Source organism: Sphingobacterium arenae (genome assembly GCF_014692505.1).
GTDB classification, from domain to species: Bacteria; Bacteroidota; Bacteroidia; order Sphingobacteriales; family Sphingobacteriaceae; genus Sphingobacterium; species Sphingobacterium arenae.
Genome location: NZ_JACNYK010000004.1, coordinates 312864 through 334768, shown reverse-complemented (window position 1 = coordinate 334768; position 21905 = coordinate 312864). Strand labels below are relative to the sequence as shown.

Below are 21905 nucleotides of genomic sequence, written 5' to 3'. Positions count from 1 at the left end.
TTACAATTTTGTAACACGCTTATTTGCGTGCTATTATCCTGCTTACTATGATGAGCTGTATTTTTCGAAAAAAATGTGTTCGCTACGTCTTCATTCTTATAAAGACTTTCTTTTTTTGTTGTTCTTATGCGCAGGATCTAAATTTTCAGACGATATCGCATAAAGACGGATTGCCACAACGTTCTGTATTAAGCGTCTATCAGGATGTATTTGGTTTTATGTGGTTTGGCACACGCGACGGGTTGTGCCGCTATGATGGTTATGAATTTGTCGTGTATCGACATCAAACGGGTAATCCGACGAGTATCGGAGGCAATACTATTTTTTCTATTTCTGGAGACAACGATGGCAATATATGGATAGCAACGGACAAGGGATTAAGCTGTTATCACCGCAATCATGATAAATTCACCACCTATACATTACCATCCAGCATCTATGAGTCTTCTTCGATCCATGAAGTCTTTGTGGGACGCGACGGACGTGTATGGATGGGATGCCGTTATGGTCTGTTTGAGTGGAACCGTCTCTCTGGCTTGCTGACCAAACATAGTTTTGTCGGGGATGGTATGTATTATTTAGCACATGGGACAGTAAGTTCCATCGCCGAAGATCGTACGGGAACGCTGTGGGTCGGAACTTCAAAGCTCGGCTTGTTTACCTATAACCCAACAACGCGACAGGGATGTTCCATAACGAGTGAGAGCGATAGGAAGCGGTTTCCTTCGCGTATCGAATCGTTGGTGGTTACAGATTATGTTATTTGGGCAGCAACCTATGGTTCGGGGTTATTTTTACTGGAAAAGAATGGAGAGATTATCCGACATTGGCATACCCAGGCTGTGGACGAACGGACTAGATTGCAGTCTGATCTTATTCGCGACCTGAGGCTGGATCAGCAGCAAAGGCTATGGGTAGGCACCTTTGAAGGTCTTTACCAGCTGGCGGAAAAAGGGATGCCGACAAGGGTGGCTTTAGGACGCTTTATAGACGGTACTATTCAAGATCAGGAAAGTATACGTGCTATACATATGGATAAGCTCGGCAATATCTGGGTAGGAACGTATACGGATGGTATCAAATTATACCGGCGAGGTGATCGTCGTTTTCGACTCAACCGCCTTTATGGCGCCGGCAGCAGCACTTCTTCCACCAGTGTCTCGGCTTTACTGACATCCAGAGCGGATACGGTGCTGGTGGGAACAGAGGATGGCGTGTTATATCATGTCACAGGCGACGATAATACCCGCTATGAGCTACCCGAAAACGGAGCAATAAAAGCGATATACGAAGATAGGAACGGACAGGTGTGGCTCGGCGTATTTGGAAAGGGGCTGTACAGCTTCTCGGCGGCGACAGGGGGCTTTCAAAAATATGAGCTGCCCGAATCAGTCCTCGTGAACCGTACAAAAGGATGGATTATAAATTCCATAGCGGGAGATACGAGCGGGTTGTGGATTGGAACGGACGGAGCTGGGGGGCTGCATCGTTTTGATCTGGCAACAAAGAGATTTGTGCCGTTTGAAGGCGATAAGGAGCTACAGGAGTTGTTGAACCATCGGGCCGTGAAACATGTATCCATCGGAAGAGATGATCAGATTTTTTTGGCGACATACGGCCACGGCGTCGTGATATATAATAGCAGGACGGGCGCAATCAGTCATAAAAATAGGTTTAGAATGGGTGCGGTCGAGCTTAGGGTGGACCAGATAAACCATGTGCTAGAGGAAGCGGATGGTACCTTATGGCTGTCGAGCAATGGCCAAGGGGTGCTGGGCTGGAATCCGCAGTCGGGCGACTGTAAACATTTTCACGCTAGCAACGGCATGCTGGACAACTTGGTGTACGGCACGATCGTAGATCGATCGGCCGGGAAATGGTTTGTATCGCTACATGGAGTGAGTCGGCTGGACAAAAACGACCGATTGCGGCCATTTGGTTACGAGGAGGGCATCCTGCTGGAGGAAATTAATGAAGGCGCTTTCGCACAGGGTGTATCCAATAGCCTGCTGCTCGGTGGTCGTGAAGGGTGGTTACAAATGGATATGACGACGCCGTATCGCTTAGCCGGACGAAACCAACCTGTGCGGTTTACGGCTTTGCGGACCGGGAACGATCGTGTAGAGCCTGGCAATAGCACCGGCATACTGCACAAAAGTTTACAACGCACACAGGCTATTCAGCTGAGCCATCGTCATACGAATTTCGAACTGGAGTTTTCGGATTTTGGCTACTCGCCGGCGAACAGGCATTCGTTTTACTATAAACTGGAGGGTATTCACGAGGAGTGGATCCGGCTAAACGGGAACCGGGTGGCATTTACAAATCTCAAAGCGGGCGATTATAAGCTCCAGGTCCGTTCGACGGGTGTTCTGTCTTCGGCGGGAGAAGCGCAGATGTTGATAGAGGTGCTGGATGCACCGTGGATGAGCTGGTGGGCGAAATGTCTTTATCTGCTGTCTATAGGGCTCATCGTAGCGCTTTTTTGGAATCGTTATCTGCAAGGTTTGAGACTGAAGCATTCCTATCGTATTGAGCAGCTGGAGAAAGAGAAGTGGAAGGAAATTCACGATGTAAAACTGAGTTATTTCATGGATGTATCGCATGAATTTCGTACGCCTCTTTCCCTGATATTGGCGCCATTGGAAGAACTGTTAGCCGCGGAAGAACAATCCATATGGAAGAAAAACCGGATGGAAATTATGCACTTTAACGTGCAGCGGTTACGGTTGTTGACAGAACAGATTATGCAGATCCGAGAAATTGATACCGGGCAATATGCTATTCATAAGGAGCCGGTACAACTGAGAAAGCATTTGGAGGAAATATTGATGAGCTTCTGGCCAATGGCGGAAAAACAGCATATCCAGCTGTTGGTCGATCTTGAAGGACTTGATAAGCTGATACTGTTGATCGATAAGGATAAGGTCGAGAAAATCATTTTTAACCTGCTGCAAAACGCGTTTAAATTTACACCACCTAAAGGAGAAATTGGAATCCGTGCTTCCTTTACGGATAACGCCCTGGTGTTGAAAGTTTGGGATACCGGCGTTGGTATCCATGAACAGGATGTACCTCATATTTTTGAGCGTTTCTACACGAAGGGAAGTTCGGGGCATGGCGTAGGAATAGGCTTGTCGTTGTCCAAATCGTTGCTGGAGATGATGGACGGCTGTATAACGGTGCACAGCGAGGTCGCGAGGGGTACATCGTTCATGTTGACCATACCCTGCGAGATGTTGGATACGGCCACACAACAAGAGGAAGATCAAAATCTACCATCTAATAAATTAACCTGGAACGAGCCTGTCGAAATCGTGGTTCATAAGGACGAAACTAACAATGACGTGAAGCCTGATCTAGGGACTATACTGTTGGTGGACGACAATGCCGTAATAGTACATTACCTGGAAGCACAGCTCAAAACGACATATAAGATCTTCACAGCCTATGACGGCCTGCAAGGTCTTCAAAAGGCAGAAGAACTGGTTCCCGACCTGATCATCAGCGATCTGGTCATGCCGGGCCTGAATGGGTACGAGTTATGTGCCAGCATCAAAAGTAAACCGGAGATCTGTCATATCCCTTTGGTTCTCTTAACCGCCATGGACACACATGCGGCCAAGATGGAAGGACTTGGTCATGGCGCAGACGCATACCTCCCCAAACCTTTTCATATACTGGAGTTGAAGCTGCGAATAAAGAATATAATCGACCATCAAAAACGGATTCATACGCGTTACCGAGCAGCAACTTATCTGCCTAATTATGAGGATGTTACCGGCAACGATCATGATCGGAAGCTTTTAGACCGGGTTAACACGATCATTTCGGAAAATCTGGAAAGTGCGGACCTGAGTGTAGAATGGCTAGGTGCCGAGGTTGGCCTGAGTAGGGTGCACCTGTTTAGGAAGATCAAATCCCTCACGGGGCTGTCTCCTTCGGAATATATCAAAAACTATAAGATGAAATATGCTTGTCAGCTTTTGACGCAGACGGATCTTCGGGTTTCTGAAGTTGCTTTTAGGGTGGGATTTCAAGATAGCCAATACTTTGCTAAGGTGTTTAAAAAGGAGATAGGGAAGAGCCCGACAGCATTTATGAATACGTAACGTCGTAGACGCGGGAAATTACGTACTTCAAAAGTTGCATTAACGGTGATCCGAAAAATAGAACAGGGAAAAGAGAACCTGAATCTCGAAAAAGTAAACCAAGTACTTAAAATGTTCGGGCATACTTTGGCTCCCGTAAATGCAAGAGAATTAGCAAACTTCAAAAATTTAAAGTAAGCAATTCTGCCTCCTTGATACATAGAGCAACCGAATTGAAATTTATCTGAAAGCCCCTTTATTGTAATCTACCAATACTTGTTTGGCACCTCTGGTAGCAAACTCCTGGGCAGCAGCAAGACCTAGTCCCACAGCTGCTCCCGTGATAATAATTACTTTTTTATGCATCTCTTTAATATTTAAACCAGACTACAAAGGGTGTAGTTGCTGGATGTCATATCAAATATACCGCTTCTGTTTTAGTGTTTTGTTAATGTAGGGTAAATAATAATATAGAGAATACAAGTCAATTCAAGTGTTATATAGATTTAATTTACAGAAGCACAGGGCGGTAAAATAGGGGTACAAAGCGAGTATGGTGCGGGAAGCACATTTTCTTTTGTATTGAATAATGTATAATAAAGGCGGTTGCCTTGTTTGGTGTAAAGCTAACGAGTACTTTTGTGTAAACAAGATTTTAGCAAAAAGCAATGCAAATGGTTTTTATATTTATGAATGTGTGGAGCTAAGATAGTAAGCCGATGAATAAAAACAAGCGCTTTAAAATAGTCAAAAAGGCAATGATAGCAATACTCATTCTAGCAGGCGCGCTACTTGTAGGTGCAATCCTGTATATGCAGCATCCGAAATTCGGAAAAGCCCCCAACGGGCAACGGCTTGAACGGATAAAGCAATCACCGAATTATAAAGACGGCAAGTTTCAGAATAAACACTTCACACCTATGGTAAGCGAGGGCTATTCCATGACGAGGGCGGTCTACGACTTTGCTTTTACCAAATTTCCGCGAACAGTGCCTACGGACGCTATTCCCTCTTTAAAAACGGATCTTAGAAGCTTGCCCATAACCGAAAATGTACTGGTGTGGTTTGGCCATTCATCTTATTTTATCCAGTTGAACGGTAAGCGATTTTTAATGGATCCTGTTTTCTCCGGCAATGCATCGCCTATCCCCAACTCCAGCAAAGCATTTAAGGGAACAGATATCTATACGGCTGAGGATATGCCCGAGATTGATTATTTGCTTATCTCGCATGATCATTATGACCATCTGGATTATCCAACGATCGTCGCGTTAAGGCCAAAAGTGAAACAGGTTGTATGTGGTTTAGGTGTGGGCGCACATTTTGAATATTGGAAGTACGACCGCGCAAAAATCATCGAGAAAGATTGGAACGAAAGCGTTACGATCGATGATGATATGACCTTGTATACCACCACCGCACGACATTTTTCGGGTCGCGGGCTCAAGCGAGACAATACGCTTTGGCTGTCCTATGTTCTGCAAACGCCCGATCTGAAACTGTACCTGGGCGGAGATAGCGGATACGACACGCATTTTGCAGAAATAGGCGAGCGTTTTGGTGGATTTGATCTGGCGATTCTGGACAACGGTCAATACAATGAAGGTTGGCGCGAAATACATCTGTTGCCCGAAGAGGTGCTACAAGCTGCACAGGACCTTAAAGCAAAACGCGTCCTCCCGGTACATTCTGCGAAGTTTAAATTAGGATTCCACGCTTGGGACGAACCCCTGATCCGGATCACGGAAAACAATAAAGCGCTTCATATCCCTTTGGTAACACCGATCGTGGGAGAACTGGTGAATTTGAACGATTCTAGCCAGCAATTCAAACGATGGTGGGAAGAACTTCGATAGTAAAGTCCAGAATAAATCCCGACGAACTGGTGAAGCGGATAGAGCCGATGTCAAAATAATTAAACATTGGACCGAACAAATCACATCGAAGATGAAGTAGCAAGACCTTCCATTACAAATGGATAAAAGTTTCCATTGTAAATGGACACCTAACTTGAGCTAATAGAAGATTACCTTTAGTAGGATAAGAAAGCGAGGTTTACACAAAATACAGCGTGAGTAAGATCACACCTATTTTACCGACTTGTTCGGGGTACTTGTCCCAAAGATAATCCTTGACCATCCGGTTGGCGTCCTTGAGGTAATTTTCAACCGTGCGGACACTCAATCCCAGCAGGTCAGCAACGTCTTTTTTACTTTTTCCTTCGTAACGGCACATATGAAAAACCTGTTGCTTTCTCCGCGGAAGTCCTGAAACGGCTTCATCCAATAGTTGCAGTTGAACTGCGATCGGTTCGTCTTCAGCGGCACTGGTTTCGGCAGTTCGTAAATCCAAGGGATATTCTTCCACAAAGACGAGCGACTCCTTTACTTTTTTGCGGATAAAGTTTAGCGACATATTGTAGCTTACGACGAAAAGCCAGCCGCCCACCGACTGGTCTTGCTGGATGCGGTCGCGATTTTGCCAAAGGGAAACAAAGACGTCCTGTAACAGCTCTACGGACGCTTCCGGACACTTAACTAATTTTAGAATGTTCGCGTGAACGGATTTGTGATACCGTTGGTATAGCCGGTTAAACGCGAGTGTGTCGTCGCGACCGAACGCGATGATATCTGCTATTTCTTCATCAAAATCTTTCATAGATATGTCAAGCTACTGCACTTTTTTTCGTTCGACAAAATCAAAGCGCAACAAAACTAGAAAATAAAAATAGGTTGCTCTGCTTATCTTATATTAACAAATTATCAATAAAATAATACCGATTGGTAATGATTTCTTGATAATTACTTAACCTAAAAAGTAGGGCGATTCGTCCAGCCTTGGTGTATTTACTTGTAATGAACGAGAAGATAAAGTCAATGATCCGGCTATTTTGGCAAGGTATGTTATCAAGGGAAGATCGTGAGAAATTGCTTGCTAAATTGACCGATGGCGAGGAAGAACTGCGCAAGGGTATGGCCAACGAATTTGATACGACTCCGGACGATGAACAGCTGCATCGCGAGGAGGATTATCAGCTATACTTGCGTCGGGTTATAGAAAAAGTGGGTTGCGCAGATGTGCCCAAGCGGCGGGTGCGGCCGATGTGGTACCGACGAGGCTTTGCTGCTTCTCTTTTGCTCATCTCCGGTTTAGTGTACCTGCTTTGGCAACAGGGAACGCCTGAACCGGATGTAGAGGTAAGGCAGCTCACCCGCGAAACAACCGTGTATGCGCGCGATAAGGGCCAGATGAAGGTGTTTACCCTGAACGATGGCTCAGAAGTGAAGCTCTATCCTGGAAGTAGCCTGACCTATGATGCGGATTATGGAAAGGCTGACCGATTCTTGAAATTAACCGGAGAAGCTCGTTTTGTGGTCGCTAAAGATACCCTGCGACCTTTTATCGTCGAAGCAAAAGGGTATACGACGACGGCCTTAGGGACCATCTTTACGGTGGACGCCCGAGATAGGGGGCGGATGCGGGTGCGGCTGTTGAGCGGCAAGGTCGTCGTGAAATCTACGCCGCAGACACCGTTTATGATAGCCGATCAGTACTTGCTTCCGGGAGAAGAACTCGCTATTCAGGTTGACCGCTCGGCGATGGAAAGGCGTTCCTTTGTAGAGGAACCAAAATCGCCTGTTCGCGTCGCGCCGGCTACATCGCCTTCGCCCAAAAAGGGGAACGGAGGCACCGATCTACATTTCGAGGAAACGCCATTGCTGGAGGTATTGGAACGGATTGGAGCGGCTAAAAATCTACGCTTTGATTTACGGGAGGCCGACGTACGGGACTTCCACTTTACCGGCAATTTTTCGGAAAAAGACGATGTGGAAATGATGTTGGATATCATCTGCACGACCAACGATCTGACGTACGAACGGCAAGGCGACAGCTCGGTTAAACTCCGTCATCTCGCAAATGGAATAAACAAATGACAAATTAGATGGAAAACGTTTTAAACTGATTTTTTTAGATGGTAATGAATACAAGGATGATGTGGAAGCAAGGGCGTTTAATCGCCATGCTTTTGGTTCCGTTACTGCTTTCGTTGCAAACATGGGCACAGGATAACGGACAGCTTAGAGGAGTGGTGATGAGTGATGAAGGAGAGAAACTTCAAGGAACGACGGTGGGGTTATATTCCCTCACCGATAGCCTGATCGATACAAGGTCGTCGGACGATCAGGGGGTATTCCATTTTACAAAACTGCCACGGGGAGTTACATACAAAGTCACGGTATCGATGATGGGCTACCAGCGGTCTACGCAGGAAATTACGATAAATGCCACGGGTACAAATTCGGCTTTAATCCGGTTGTCACCGGCTGCTGAAGGATTGGACGAGGTTGTGGTGGTAGGTTACGGGCAGGTGAAGAAGCGGGATCTGACGGGAGCTGTGTCTTCGATTAGCAGTGAAGAATTACAACGTACGCCTGTTCAGCGGGTCGATCAAATGTTACAAGGCCGTGCAGCTGGTGTCCAGGTGACCTCCACGACCGGGGCTCCGGGAGCCGGAACAACCATCCGGATTCGGGGAAGCCGTTCGGTGAGCGCTTCGAACGAGCCGCTTTATGTGATTGATGGTATTGTCGGTGCCGGCGATTTAAATACGATTAACCCGGCAGATATTGCGAGCATCGACGTATTGAAAGATGCTTCCGCTGCGGCAATTTACGGTTCGCGTGCATCCAACGGTGTGATCATTATTACCACGAAAAAGGGTACGCCGGGCCGGGATAAAATTTCGTTTTCAGCAACACATGGTATATCGAATGTGCCGAAACTGGTCGATATGATGGGCGCGGAAGATTTTGTATCCTTTGTGAATGAAGCTTATATCGATGAGGGTCAGGCGCCACTTTATCCTGACGTGGATTCCATCTTAGCGATTACCGGACCGGTGGGAACAAACTGGCAAGAGGAAATCTTCCAGACGGGAGCCTATACGGATTTCAACCTCGCGTTGGCTGGCGGCAGTAACGGCTTTACGTACCGCATTTCGGGAAATGTGGTTGATCAGAAAGGTGTCGTGCTGAATTCGTCTTATAGACGGTACCAAACGAATGTGAACTTAGCAAAGGATATTGGTACGCGTTTGAAAATAGGGCTGAATATGAATATAGCCCGATATAAGCGTGAACCCAGCTCGCGGGTAGATCTGGGGACGACAGCGGGCTGGAAAAGTTCGATGTTGACCCTACCGCCGACGATGCTTCCACGAAACCCCGATGGCTCGCCGGCCAGTTTTAATCCTATCGCTTATTTTGGCGGAGGGACGGTTAACACCTCGCTCGCTTCGGCAGAGTTGATTACCGCCCATACAACGCACAATGACCTATTAGGAAGTGTATATGCGCAATATGAGATTCTCGACGGGCTGACGTTCAGATCTTCTTTGGGCGCAAATATCAGTAACAGCCGATACCATGATTATGTGCCCTCTTACATGCCTTCCTATGTGGCAAGTGGAGCGGAATTTGGGAATGCCAGTACAGACATCGGGTTTAAAGATTACCTGCTGAATGAAAATACGCTTACCTATGACAAAAGCTTTGGCGAACACCATCTAAATCTCTTGGGCGGATTTACTTATCAACATTCGGAGAGCAACACGCTCGACGTCAATGGCGGCGGACTGACCAATGATATCATCCGTTGGAACGATTTTGCAAGTGTGCCTCAGGAACAGCGTACTATTGGCTCTGCCAATAGCTTGAATGAACAGGTTTCGTTTATTGGGCGGGTGCAGTATAACTACGCCAATAAGTATTACCTCACCGTCACGAACCGCTATGACGGAGCTTCTAACTTTGCAGCGAATAAAAAATGGGGCTATTTCCCGTCGTCCGCCATCAAATGGCGTATTGCGGAAGAGGAGTTCTTCCAGGATATGGCGCTATCGGAAAATGTGCTTAATGACCTTTCTGTACGCCTAAGCTACGGCTTGTCTGGTAATCAGGGGATCAACAATTACCAGTCGCTCCCGACGTTGTCGCCGCGCCCCAACGGTTATGTCTTTGGTGGCGTACCGCAGTTAGGGTACAGGCAGGGAAATATAACCAACGATGACCTGACATGGGAAACATCGACACAATTAAACGCCGGCTTGGATTTCCAGTTGTTCAACGGCAGAGTTGATGTGACGACCAACTATTACAATATGCATACGAAGAATCTCCTCTTGACGGTGCAGACGCCTACGCAGACGGGCTATGCGAACCGGCTGGTCAATATTGGAAAAACGGTGTCGTCTGGTTTTGAAGTGGGTATTCGTAGCGACATCATCAATAACAAGGATTTTGGTTGGTCAACTTCCCTGAACTTCAGTACAAACGATCAAGAGGTGACAGACTTGGGGCCGTTGGTGTTGGTGGCCTTGGACAATACGGGTTATGGTGCGACGACGAATTACCTGCAGGAGGGTGTGCCGATAGGGGCAAACTTCGGACTGGAATATGCGGGCGTATGGCATAGTCAGGAAGAAATCGATGCCGAACTTGCCAAACCGTTGGAAGACCGCACCTATGTTTCCATCTCGAATTTCTATAAACCAGGGAAGCAGAAGTATTATGATTATCAAAAGGATGGGGAACTCAACATTGACGATTACCATTATCTGGGTACGCCGAATCCCCCACGCTTTGGTGGTTGGGGAAATACCTTGCGGTATAAACAACTGACGTTGGATGCGTTCTTGCAGTTTCAGCATGGAAGCACGATGTGGAATACCATGCAATATTTTACGGGGGTTGGACTGTATCTAACCAATCAAATGAGCTATATGAAAGACCGTTGGACGCCGGAGAACCCGGATTCTGATATTCCAGCGGTGAACTCCAGGGATAATATTCCAAGTACTTATTTTCTACAGAACTCCTCATTTCTCCGGTTGAAATCCCTGACCTTGAATTATGACCTGAGTTCTGCCGTGTTTAAACAAGCTGATCGGCAGCTGAACGTATTTCTGACCGGTACAAACTTGTTTCTGCTAACGGATTATAACGGTTATGATCCGGAGGTCAATTCGGCAGGCACAAGTTCGACAGTGCGGGCAAAGGATAATGGTGCTTATCCCAATAGCCGCACGTTCGCAATCGGGGCGAGCCTTACCTTTTAATTTTTAAAAACGATGATCATGTTAAATAGCAAATTCAAATTCTTTAGTATATCAACCCTTGGCCTGATGCTGTTGTTCGGAAGTTGCGAACAGACGCTTACCGAAGAACCGCAGAGCATTATATCACCGGATGCTTTTTTTAAAACGACGGATCAATGTCGTCAAGCGACGAACGGTGTGTATAGTCATTTGCCCGGTATTTTTAATCAAACGGGTTTTTGGAGCGTGACCATGGCCGGAACGGATTTGTTTATGAACCAGGGCGGGAGTGCGGCGATCGAAGCTATCCAGGATTATAATTTTTCAGCAGCTACCGAGACAAACAGCCATGCCGTATGGCGTGTGTGTTATGCGGCGATCAAAGATGCGAATTTTGTCATCAATAGAATATCGGCTTCCGAGATCGACGAGGAAGATAAGAATTCGTTGATCGCTGAAAATAAGTTTCTGCGGGCCATGTATTATTATATACTGACGAACGTATTTGGAGACGTGCCGCTCTGGACGGACGAACTGCGTATGGAAGAGGTGGCGCAGCTTCCACGAAGCCCTTTAGCGGATGTGCGTGCGCAGATGATTCTTGACCTGGAACAGGCTGCAGCTAGTCTGCCGCTGAATTATGACAGCAATAATGTGGGACGGGTGACAAAGGGGGCAGCGTTGACCTTGCTAGCGAAGGTGTATTTGTATGCTAAAGAATGGCAGAAAGCCTATGATACGGCGCATCAGGTAGAAGATAGTGAGTATATTTTATTGCCCCGGTATGCCGACCTGTTTGATCCTTATAATAAGAGTAAGAACAATAAGGAATCCATTTTCGAAATCCAGTACATGCGGAGTGCGGAAACGAATCAGAATTTTGTTGTGAACTCCTATTATACGTACTTTTTTCCAACAGGCGATGCAGCAGGTGGAACTTATGCGGGAGTCGATTTCGGTACGGTAATCTTACAGTCTTACCCGCAGTTTTACCCAACGCAGTATATGATGGATTTATACGCGCCTGAAGATGAGCGCCGGGAGGTTTCTTTGGCATGGGGATTCAACGGAAAACCATTTAACAGGGGTTCAAAAGATGACCGGCCTTGGTTCGGTCCAAAGTTTTGGGATCTCACGGCGAACCGGACGGCTAGTGAGAAGAATTTCTACTTTCTGCGCTATGCAGATGTTATTATGGTCTTGGCGGAGGCCGCTAATGAGTTGGGGAATGTTCCGGATGCGATAGGTTATACCAACTTGATCAGGGCGAGAGCAAAAGCACCGCTTCTGGATCCCGCCGACCACCTGACGCAAGCTGACCTGAGAGCGTTTATTATGGAAGAGCGGGCAAGGGAATTTGTTGGGGAATTCCAACGGAAATGGGACTTAAGCCGTTGGGGGGAACTGGTTGATGCGATACAGTCGATCCGTCAGGATAGTGAAGATGGTGCAAAAAATGTGAAGCCGCATCATGCACTGTTCCCGATTCCGTACGAGGAGATCGTGAAGAATAGAAACTTGGTACAGACGCCAGAATATCAATAGCGTTGCGCACTGGTCTGCCCCCGCGACTCGCGGGGGCAGTCTTGTCATTTTTACTTAACAAAAGCTATCACCCATTTATTAATCATCAATTCCTTTCCCATCCAGTATATGCTGATAGTACTTTTCAATTCGTGCTTCTCTTGTTTTGGCTTGTTTGGCTTGATTGAAATAGTACAAATATGCTTTTTGACGTCCCGGTGTTAGCGAATAGAATGCTTCATGTAGGGCTTTGTCTTCGCTCAGTGCAGCTTGAAATTCCTCGGGGATAGGGTAGTCGGTTACTTTTTTCAGCACGACTTTCTTACCCGATTTTTCAATTTCGATCGCTTCATTGATGTAGTCTTTGATAACGGATTCGAGCTTCATGATCTGTCCGACATCCGTAAACCGCATTTGTCTTGCCGACTGTACATTTTCCGTCTGTTGGATTAAAACGCCCTTTGTATCTTTTATTAAAGCGCCTTTATGAAAAAGTAATGCGCAATATTCCTTAAATCCGTGAATGAGTACGATGTTTTTTCCCTGAAACGTGTAACAGGGGTGCATCCATTTATAATCTTCTTCAAGTGATTCGTTTTCACGGACAATGGTCCGTAACAAATCAAATTCTTCTTTCCATTTCTTTGCGTTATCGAAAAATTGTTCGGCTTGTGTGTTCATTATCGTCCATTTATTTCAAAAGTAAGCAATTGATACGTCTTTGAAGCGCGACAATGTGAGAAAATAGGGAGATAGTATGTAAGCTCCCAAGAAGCATACACTTCTTGGGAGCTTTATATAAAGGGTGAATTACGGCGTGAATATTTTTGCCAGCTCTTCTTCTACTTTATCGCCGCGAAGGTTGACAGCGACGATGGTTCCCGTGGGATCAATCAAATAGTTTTGTGGGATGCCGCGTACACCGTATAACACAGCAGCTTCGTTGCTCCAACCTTTTAGATCGGCCACGTGTATCCAGGGTAGCCCGTCCTGTTCGATGGCCTTTAACCAAGCAGCCTTGCCTTTGTTGTCGTCTAATGAAACGCCCATGATCTCCAATCCTTTTGGATGATATTTTTCGTAAGCTTTCACCAGGTGCGGGTTTTCCGCGCGACAAGGGGCGCACCAACTTGCCCAGAAGTCAATTAGCACATATTGGCCTTGAAAATCGGAAACCTTGATGATCTTACCGTCGACGTCGGGCTGGGCGAAATCAGGCGCTTTCGCACCAATCTTAATGGTTTTATCGGCTAATATCCTGGCTTCTAGTTCCCGTGCAGCGCTCAATTGTCTTACTTCTTTTGACAGCTGTTGGAAGACGGGTTCTATCTCCGAGAGTTTTCTTTTGTTGGCCACGTCCTTCAACGCGTCGATCGAAAAGATAGACTGGGGATTGTTTTTGGCAAACGTAAATTCTTTTTCGCGCCGCTCATCAAACTTGGCGTCGTATTTTTTTCGTATCGCCAAATACTGCGCGTCTTTATCGGGTGCATTTTGGTCTACACCGGAAAACTCTCTATTGGCCGCGTCGATGATATCCATAAACCCACCGCCGATTTCTTTTTCATAGGCCGTGTACGCCTCGTGTGTGGCGGAGCCTGTAATGTTGGCTGTCCGCAACGAATCTGTAATCGCCATCGTATAGGTTTCGTTTGCGAGATAGAAGTAAAGCCGATCACCATTGTTCTGGACCATCATCTTTCCTTTACCTTCGGGGTCGAATACCATGCGCGAATAATTGGGTTCATTTACTGTGCCACTAAAGGAAAACGTACCGTTTTGGATGGTTGCCGAATCTGCCATGCTAAGGCCGTCCTGCGTGTAGTCGAGGTAGATTTTTTTTCCGTCGAAGTTTTGTGGTGCGGTACCTTTCAGTTGAAATCCGTTCTCTTGCGCCTGTATGGCAAGCGGAGAGAGGAGTACGAATGCTGCTGTTAATTTTGAAATGTTCATATACTATTGTTCTATTGTTGTTCATTTATTTTCGCCAGACCATGTCTATCGGCTGCCCGGGTATACCGTTTATTTCTCCGGTGATATTGCCATTTCTTCCTGTTCGGATATCCAGGTAGTATATACTGTTGCCTGATCCGGCAATAAGGGTGTTTTGATCGTCATCCAGCTTAAGCATGGTGACCGGGTGGGTAAAATTCGCTTCCAGTTCGAGAATCTGTTGATTTAGGGGATTGTAGCGAAATATCTTGTTTTCGGCGGCTATATAGATATAACCGTTTTGGGTAGCCAGCATTTTAGTGTCGGCATGTATCCATTCCTGACGGGCGAAAAGTCGCTTATGCAATGGGCTGAATGTAAATGGGTTTTCAGTAAATGCAGCGGTGAATTTCAGTTCAAATATTTGACCGTTAGCGTCTTGCATATAGGCATAGGTGTCTGCACTGTTGATCTGCACGATCTGGACCAACTCTAATCCGACGGCTCTTGGATCAAAAGCGACCGTGTCCTTCACGGTATATTGTGTGCCGAAGTAGGTCGGGCCTAATTGGACGAGCAGGCGCACAAATTGCTTTTTATCTTGTTCATAGGCAATCATGCTGGCGTTGCCGCCAATGGTCGTGAGTACAAATTGGGGGGCGAGTGTATAGTTGCCCACAGCATATGCACCAAACATCCCGTAATAATCATTTTGATCCCAGGTGCTGGTCGTGCCCCCGTAAAATTTACCGTTTATCGTTCCCATAAGTACACCTTGTCGATGATTTTGAAGGGAACCAACCGTTATCGTTTCTGGCGGAAGAAAGAAGTTTTCCAGCAAAGTACCCGGTTTGATTGTTTCTTTTTGCAGATCATTGACATTAAGTCGCACACCACCCTGTTTGGTAATAATCCAATAAGCTAAAGGAAGGTTGCCGGTGTTTGCATTTCGCAGAAAGTGGAGATGCCGTGGGTCAGGGGGCAGTTCTTCGTTGTTAATGGCTTCATATATATTGGGTTGTACGGTATTGTCCGGTTTTACAAAGGAGAGCTTTGTTACGCCGTCATCTTGGCTCAGTACGAGTGATCCGACCGAAAATTCCGTAATACCTTGGATATAAGAGCTATGAAAATATTGCATGCCGTTATCGGTATTGGTGATGGTCAGGCGTACACGGTATCGTTTGGCTTGGAGACCGAAGATAATACGTAGGCTGTTCCCTTCGTAGCGGTTGTGTTCGGGTGATATTTCTTCCGGAACGTAAATGCGCCACGAACAGGATAGATGCTCCGCCGGGATACCGGTAATTTGGGGTTCTATAATCAAGCTGTCGCCCGCCACGGCGTGATATAAGGTGTCCAAGCCTGTCACTACGGGCTCGGTCGGCATGTCTATATCATAGTTCCCTTTGTCTTTATAACAGCTAGACATAAAGGCCATAGGTAGTGCTATGCAAAGAATAGCACATAGTTTTAGAGTCGTAATTTTATGCATTTTATCTAACCTCCATTCCTTTTTCATCTATAAATGTGTACTGACCGGTGCCGCTATTTCGTCTTAACAACGTTATTCGGTTGGGATTATCGGGATGATAAAAATGGTATGTAGCGCCATTATCCGGACTGGTCAATACGTACCCCTTTTCTGGATTGTTATCCACCCAGGTAAACGGATCGCTGAGCATCGTGGTCAGCATATCTCGGAAGTAGAGGTTGCGTGGAGCATCTGTACCTTCCATCGTTAAGCTGCGCTGCTCGGTGACCAAATAAAAAAGCTCATGTTTTACACGGGAGTAGTTGTCGAGCCACATCGTCCACCATATGGGCTGCTCCAACTGGGCAGATAGGATGACTTTAGCTCGGATGCGCTGTACATTTTCGATGCCCAGATCTGTTGTGCCTTGTAATTTGATAATGAGCGACACTGGTTTTTCCTCGAGATCGGGTGTATTGTAAACGATCAGTGGCAGACTATCCTGTCCCGCATGAGCGAATATCGGATATCGAGAAACCAACGGCTCGTAGTGAACGGATGCTACTGCTGTCGAGGAATCCTGTTCGACATAGGCGCTATAGTATCTTTCCGACGCGGTACGATGGCCGATAATACGCGTAGGGATGTAAACGGTATCGGTCATCTTGCTCATATCGTAGGCAAAAGTGAAGACTATGCTATCACGTAAGGTAGAGTCTAGATTAAAGTAGATATTCGCTGGATGATCGTATGTTTCCAGTGTTTTTTTCTGGCAGGCTGACATCAGGATCAAGCTGCACCAGAGCATAAATAAAGCTTTCGAATAGTTCATGTCTTTTGATGTTTAACGCTGTCCATAAATAATTTCATCACTGGGTAGAGGCCATACAAATAGCTGTTGGTTTACCGGAATAACTTCTCCGCGCAGGCCGATAATGGGCGCGTTGAGTCTCTTGTAAGCATAAAAAAGCTGTCCTTCGGCATACATTTCTTTGCGGTATTCCTTTAATAGCTCGGTTTGAAATTGACCTAGGTTATCCGCTTGTAATTTATCGCCGATTCCGCGGTGCTGCCGTACTTCATCGAAGTATGCCAAGGCACGTGTTGGGTCGCTTGGAAACACGCTTTCGGCTGCGATGTAGTAGATCTCGCTCAATCGGATGGCGGGGGCCATCATGTAGTGTAGATTGGCAGCGAATGTATCGCCCAGCGGATTCCGTCTATACTTGATGACGGTAGAATAAAAATCGCCGCTGGCACTTGCGGTGGAAAACCACTGGGTATACCGCATGTCTCCGTTGACATCAGAGGTTTCGTAAATGGTTTGGGTATCCGTATCATCGAGATACATACCATACTGCGATTCGGTGAACCAGTTGCTGTTCAGGCTATTGTTTAACGTGGGGATGTACCATCCGAAAAGTAATTCCTTATACAGTATACGATCTTTTTTATCATCAGCCACAGCGAGGAAATCGGTGGCATTGGTCCAAGGGAATTTTTGTTCGTTGATGATAATAAGGGCATTTTCTAATGCTTTCACTTTATCATCTTTATACAAATAGACCCGCGCTAATGCGCCACACACGGCGTAGTAGTTGAGGCGATGCCGTCTGTTCTGCAAAAAAAGATTCGAATGATGGAGCTCTGTATGAAGTAGTGTATCGGTGATGGTCGGGTAATTGATGATATAAGCCGATGAACGTATAGGATCCTCGACGAGCAATTCTTTTGCTTGCTCCAGATCTTTAATGACGGAGTCCAGAGCTCCGCTGACGGTAGCCATCTCGGTGGTTCTATTAGAATAGGAGGTGACATATGGAATGGCTTTTGCCTCCGGCGACACATGGTGTGCGGGGGCAAACATACGCAGGAGATCAAAATGCAGATAACCACGTAGGGCTAAAGATTCGCCTTTGACTAGGCGGTAGTTATCGCCTGTGAATAGGTTTTCTTTGCTGTCAATTTCTTCTAATATCAGATTGGCATTAACGATACCATTGTACAGACCGACCCAGATGGAATCTTTTCTTCGTATAAAATCGGCATCGTTGTACCGGTAATTTTTCGTCTGTTGGTACCGATAATTGTCTGCGGTTGATATCTGATAATTCTGTACCAATACTTCTGGGGTGCCCACCGTGAGTTCGCGACCGTATAGATCGATTTTTGAACAACGTATATAGATGCCGAGTAAGGCTTCTTTGAACCCTGCTTCGGTGGTAAAGAGGAGCGACCGGTCAATTTCACTTTCGGGTTGTATATCGAGCCACTTGGAGCAAGAGGCTAAACCGATCGTGAATAACGCTAGTGTGTATATAATTGTTTTTTTCATTTTCTATAGTCTACTAAAGAGAAAACCATCATGTTATAGGGATGCTTGCAAGCTGAAGCTAAAGCTCCGTGCAAATGGATAATTGATCCCGCGTTCTACGTCAACGGACGAGAAGCGAAGTAGATCGTTGGCCGTAAGTCCTAAACGCAGATGGCTAAGGGCCATCTTTTTGACTAACGTAGACGGTAGTTCGTAGGATAAAAACACGGATTGTAGTGTCAACAAATTGTCGGGCATGACGAAACGGGAAGATACTTCCGTTTGACCGTGGTCCCGAATGCTCTTGAAAAAAGTGACGTCTCCAGGTTCCTTCCATTTTTCTTCGAGTACACGTCTATCTACATTGTACCGTGGATCTGCATTTTCTACCCGGTCTATGAGCGTTTGGTTGTACATATCACCTCCCCATCGTGTCTGGAAATAGATAACAGCCATAAATTGTTTATAACGAAATGTTCCGCCAAATGATCCTTCGAGCTTGGGAGTAGCAACACCAACAACAGTGATGTCGCGTGGATCCCAGACATACGATAACGTGCCGTCTTGCTTGACGAAAACCTCCCGGCCGCTCTCGGGATCGATGCCTAAGGATGGAGCGGCGTATATGGCATCAACAGATTGCCCTTCTTTAAAGCGCAGAAGTGGAACACCTTTGAGGTCATCGGTTTGTTGAGCCTCATCCACGCGATTGTTATAACTATTCAACGCATTGGAAATACGGACAATTTTATTTTTGTTCTGTATCAGGTTCGCCATAAAACTGACCGTCCAATTGGTGGTCTTGACGGGGGTCAGGTTCATATTGACTTCGATCCCGCGGTTTTCGATATCGCCTAAGTTTTCTTTGTAGGATACGAATCCTGTCGAGGGGGGTAGGTTGATATCGGACAGCAGGTCTTTGGTTTTACGGTAATAGAACCGTGGAGAAAGCATGATGCGGTCATTAAATAGTGCGATATCAAAGCCAATATCGGTATTTTGTGTTTTCTGCCACGACAAGTTTTCGTTGCCGTAGTTTGCAACAATGGCGCCGACTCCAGAAGAATACCAGTTGCCTTGTTCGTATACGAAGGTGGTTCTAGACATGTATGGGGCGAACTGTACGGAACCGGTTAGTCCGCTCGTTGCGCGCAAGCGCAGCTGGTTGATGACGGGATTTTGGAACCAGTCTTCCTGGTGTATGTTCCAACCGGCGCCGAATGACCAAAACGGTGCCACGCGGTTGTTGCTGCCAAATTTTGACGAACCATCTGCCCGTATAGTGGCATCCAGCAAGTACTTGTTGGCGAAAGAGTAGTTGGCACTCATAAATGCACCGAAGAGTCGCGAGGCACTGAAGGTGCTGGAAGGGCTGGCATTTTCGGCATAACCGCGCGCAAACCCAATACTGGTGAACCGATCATTCGGAAAACCAATGGCGGTAAAGGACCGTTCATCCAAGTTTTCGGTGCGTATATTGGTTCCTCCAACGACATTAAAGTCGTGTTGGCCTATTCGTTTTAGCCAGTTAAGCCGTATGTTGGCATCCCAAAATAGCTCGTTGTTACTGTAACTTGTGTAGCTTCCTTTTTCATTCGTCCGATCTGTCGAGTAATTGAAAAACTGATTGGCCAAGGGCGACCGGAAATCATCGCCGGTATGCATACGCTTTAACAAACTAACCTGTCCACGTAGGCGCAGACCGTTGCCAAGATCAAAATCTCCGGATAGGTTGTTCATCACTTCGGTATACCTCAGTTGTTCAAAGCTATTCAGGGTAGCGTTGTAAAGTGGGTTGAGCACGAACTCGTTGGTGCCTGCGCCTGTTGCCGCAACCCGCCGCCAGGTATCGACTTGTTGGATGATATTGCCGTTGTCATCGGTCATCCGGTAGTAGGGGTTCATGCGGGCGTATTGCGAGAAACTACCATAGGGGGACTCGGTTCCATTCACGACGGTAATGGCTAATTCGTTTTGGAACCGTATTTTGTCTTTTAGGTTATAGGTGAAATTTAACCCGCCAGAGTATTGGTCTCTGCTGGATTCTTTCATGACACCGGGCCTTGTTTGGTAACGCATATCCACACCGTAGCGAAACACCGGGGAACCGCCTTCTAAAAAGAGTCCGTGCCGTTGCCCGACAGCCGTTCGAACAGGTTGTGATAGCCAGTAAGTATCAACGCCACCTAATACATTGGCGCGTTTTTGATAATAGAGTTCGTCCAGTGTTTCTTGGGGTTGGCGTTGTAAGGTGCCATCAAATAAACCGGCCAATCGTTCATACTCCAGTTTTTCAGCGGCGTTCAGGAGATTGTATTCGGATAGATCGGGCAAATTGACATTGGTTTCGTGGGTATAGGAAACACGTAATTTACCTTCTTTGGGTGTTTTGGTTGTGATAACCATCACGCCATTAGCAGCTCTTGAACCGTAAATAGCCGTTGCAGCAGCGTCTTTTAGTAATGTTACGGTTTCGATTCTGGTCATGTCCAGATCGAGTACTTTTTGTACGGTGACCTCGTACCCATCTAAGATGAAGGCGGGCATATTGGTGGTTCCAGTGACATTATCGCGCCGTAATATTTCTCCGCTGCCGCTTGGAAGTGACGAAGCACCCCGGACATTGATATTGGGCAATGCATTGGGATTAGAACCTGCTAGATTATTATCCAACAACTTGAAAGAGGGGTCAAAGACTTGCACGGCCTGTAAGAGGTTTTGTGGGCTTACCTGCCGAAGTTCTTCGCCGGTTTTGGTAATGGCCGTACCTGTATAGGAATCCCGCTTGATGACTTGGTATCCCGTGACGACGATTTCATCGACATGGGCCACTTCTTCTTCCAGTTGGATGGTATACGAAAACTCATTTTCTTGTATGGATATCGTCTTGGGTATGTAGCCCACCATGGTCACAGTAAAGGATTGCCCGGGTACCACAGTCGGTAAAGTAAACCGGCCATTTGCATCGGCAACGGTCGCTGTTTTGCCGTTTATGGAGATGCTTGCCCCACTCAGCGATGTTCCGTCGCTCCGCAGTACGCGACCACTCCGCGTTCGTTGTGTGTGCGTTTCAGCCCGTTGCGGCAGGGTTGTGGCGGGGTTCGTCCGCATCTGCTCCAAGATAATCGTACGGTCTACAATGCGATATGTTATCTTTCTGGGGGATAAGATCTTGTCAAGAAATGCCGGGAGTGGCATGTTTTTTACCACAATGCTTACGGGATCCTTATTTATCAAGATATCCGTTGTCCCAAGTACTTCGTAGGAAACTTGTTTCTTTATAGCCTGTAAGACGGCTTCAAGAGATTCGTTTTTGGCAGTATAGGTAATAGTTTGTGTGTATGCTGCATATCCGAACTGCAGACATGCGATAAAATACATAATTGCACTTAGCTTGATCACGCTGATAGAGTAACTTAAATTCATTAATTTTGTTAAGGTCAGTCATTAGACAGTATTCGATTCAATTTATAT

13 protein-coding genes are annotated in these 21905 nt (G+C 46.4%); 5 read left to right on the top strand and 8 right to left on the bottom strand.

Annotated elements, in window-relative coordinates:
* Positions 1-47 precede the first annotated feature (47 nt).
* Positions 48-4112, top strand: coding sequence for a hybrid sensor histidine kinase/response regulator transcription factor (locus H8B17_RS15580; RefSeq protein ID WP_190310141.1), 4065 nt, complete (start codon positions 48-50; stop codon positions 4110-4112).
* A 219-nt stretch (positions 4113-4331) separates the two neighbouring features.
* Here the strand turns inward: H8B17_RS15580 and H8B17_RS15575 are convergent, their stop codons facing one another.
* Positions 4332-4457, bottom strand: coding sequence for an SDR family NAD(P)-dependent oxidoreductase (locus H8B17_RS15575; RefSeq protein WP_190310140.1), 126 nt, complete (start codon positions 4455-4457; stop codon positions 4332-4334).
* 392 nt (positions 4458-4849) lie between these two features.
* Between H8B17_RS15575 and H8B17_RS15570 the strand changes: the two genes are divergently transcribed.
* Positions 4850-5947 carry an MBL fold metallo-hydrolase gene (locus H8B17_RS15570; RefSeq protein ID WP_190310139.1) on the top strand — a complete coding sequence of 366 codons (1098 nt, stop codon included), beginning with the start codon at positions 4850-4852 and terminating at the stop codon, positions 5945-5947.
* Positions 5948-6146: 199 nt separating this feature from the next.
* Here H8B17_RS15570 and H8B17_RS15565 read toward each other — a convergent pair whose 3' ends face one another.
* Positions 6147-6749: an RNA polymerase sigma factor gene (locus H8B17_RS15565; RefSeq protein ID WP_190310138.1), complete on the bottom strand. Its 603-nt coding sequence runs from the start codon at positions 6747-6749 to the stop codon at positions 6147-6149.
* 197 nt (positions 6750-6946) lie between these two features.
* On the opposite strand from H8B17_RS15565, the gene H8B17_RS15560 reads away from it, so the two are divergent.
* From H8B17_RS15560 to H8B17_RS15550, 3 genes are read left to right on the top strand one after another with little or no spacing between them, the layout of a single operon-like run.
* Positions 6947-8026, top strand: coding sequence for a FecR family protein (locus H8B17_RS15560; RefSeq protein ID WP_223816614.1), 1080 nt, complete (start codon positions 6947-6949; stop codon positions 8024-8026).
* A gap of 38 nt (positions 8027-8064) precedes the next feature.
* The gene (locus tag H8B17_RS15555; protein WP_190310136.1) at positions 8065-11208 is read left to right on the top strand and encodes a SusC/RagA family TonB-linked outer membrane protein; all 3144 of its coding nucleotides are present in this window, start codon (positions 8065-8067) and stop codon (positions 11206-11208) included.
* 18 nt (positions 11209-11226) lie between these two features.
* Positions 11227-12732, top strand: coding sequence for a RagB/SusD family nutrient uptake outer membrane protein (locus H8B17_RS15550; RefSeq protein ID WP_190310135.1), 1506 nt, complete (start codon positions 11227-11229; stop codon positions 12730-12732).
* Positions 12733-12810: 78 nt separating this feature from the next.
* On the opposite strand, the gene H8B17_RS15545 is transcribed toward H8B17_RS15550, so the two are convergent.
* From H8B17_RS15545 to H8B17_RS15520, 6 genes are all read right to left on the bottom strand, one after another.
* Positions 12811-13392, bottom strand: a complete 582-nt coding sequence (locus tag H8B17_RS15545) for a YdeI/OmpD-associated family protein (RefSeq protein WP_190310134.1) — start codon at positions 13390-13392, stop codon at positions 12811-12813.
* Positions 13393-13521: 129 nt separating this feature from the next.
* Positions 13522-14664: an AhpC/TSA family protein gene (locus tag H8B17_RS15540; RefSeq protein WP_190310133.1), complete on the bottom strand. Its 1143-nt coding sequence runs from the start codon at positions 14662-14664 to the stop codon at positions 13522-13524.
* A 25-nt stretch (positions 14665-14689) separates the two neighbouring features.
* A complete protein-coding gene (locus tag H8B17_RS15535) occupies positions 14690-16075 on the bottom strand; it encodes a PKD-like family lipoprotein (protein ID WP_190310132.1) in 1386 nt (461 codons plus the stop codon).
* A gap of 64 nt (positions 16076-16139) precedes the next feature.
* Positions 16140-16949, bottom strand: a complete 810-nt coding sequence (locus H8B17_RS15530; protein ID WP_190310131.1) for a DUF4843 domain-containing protein — start codon at positions 16947-16949, stop codon at positions 16140-16142.
* Between the two features lie 12 nt (positions 16950-16961).
* Positions 16962-18452, bottom strand: coding sequence for a RagB/SusD family nutrient uptake outer membrane protein (locus tag H8B17_RS15525; RefSeq protein WP_190310130.1), 1491 nt, complete (start codon positions 18450-18452; stop codon positions 16962-16964).
* Between the two features lie 33 nt (positions 18453-18485).
* Complete coding sequence (locus tag H8B17_RS15520) at positions 18486-21857, bottom strand: SusC/RagA family TonB-linked outer membrane protein (protein WP_223816613.1); 3372 nt, start codon at positions 21855-21857, stop codon at positions 18486-18488.
* Between the last annotated feature and the right edge of the window lie 48 nt (positions 21858-21905).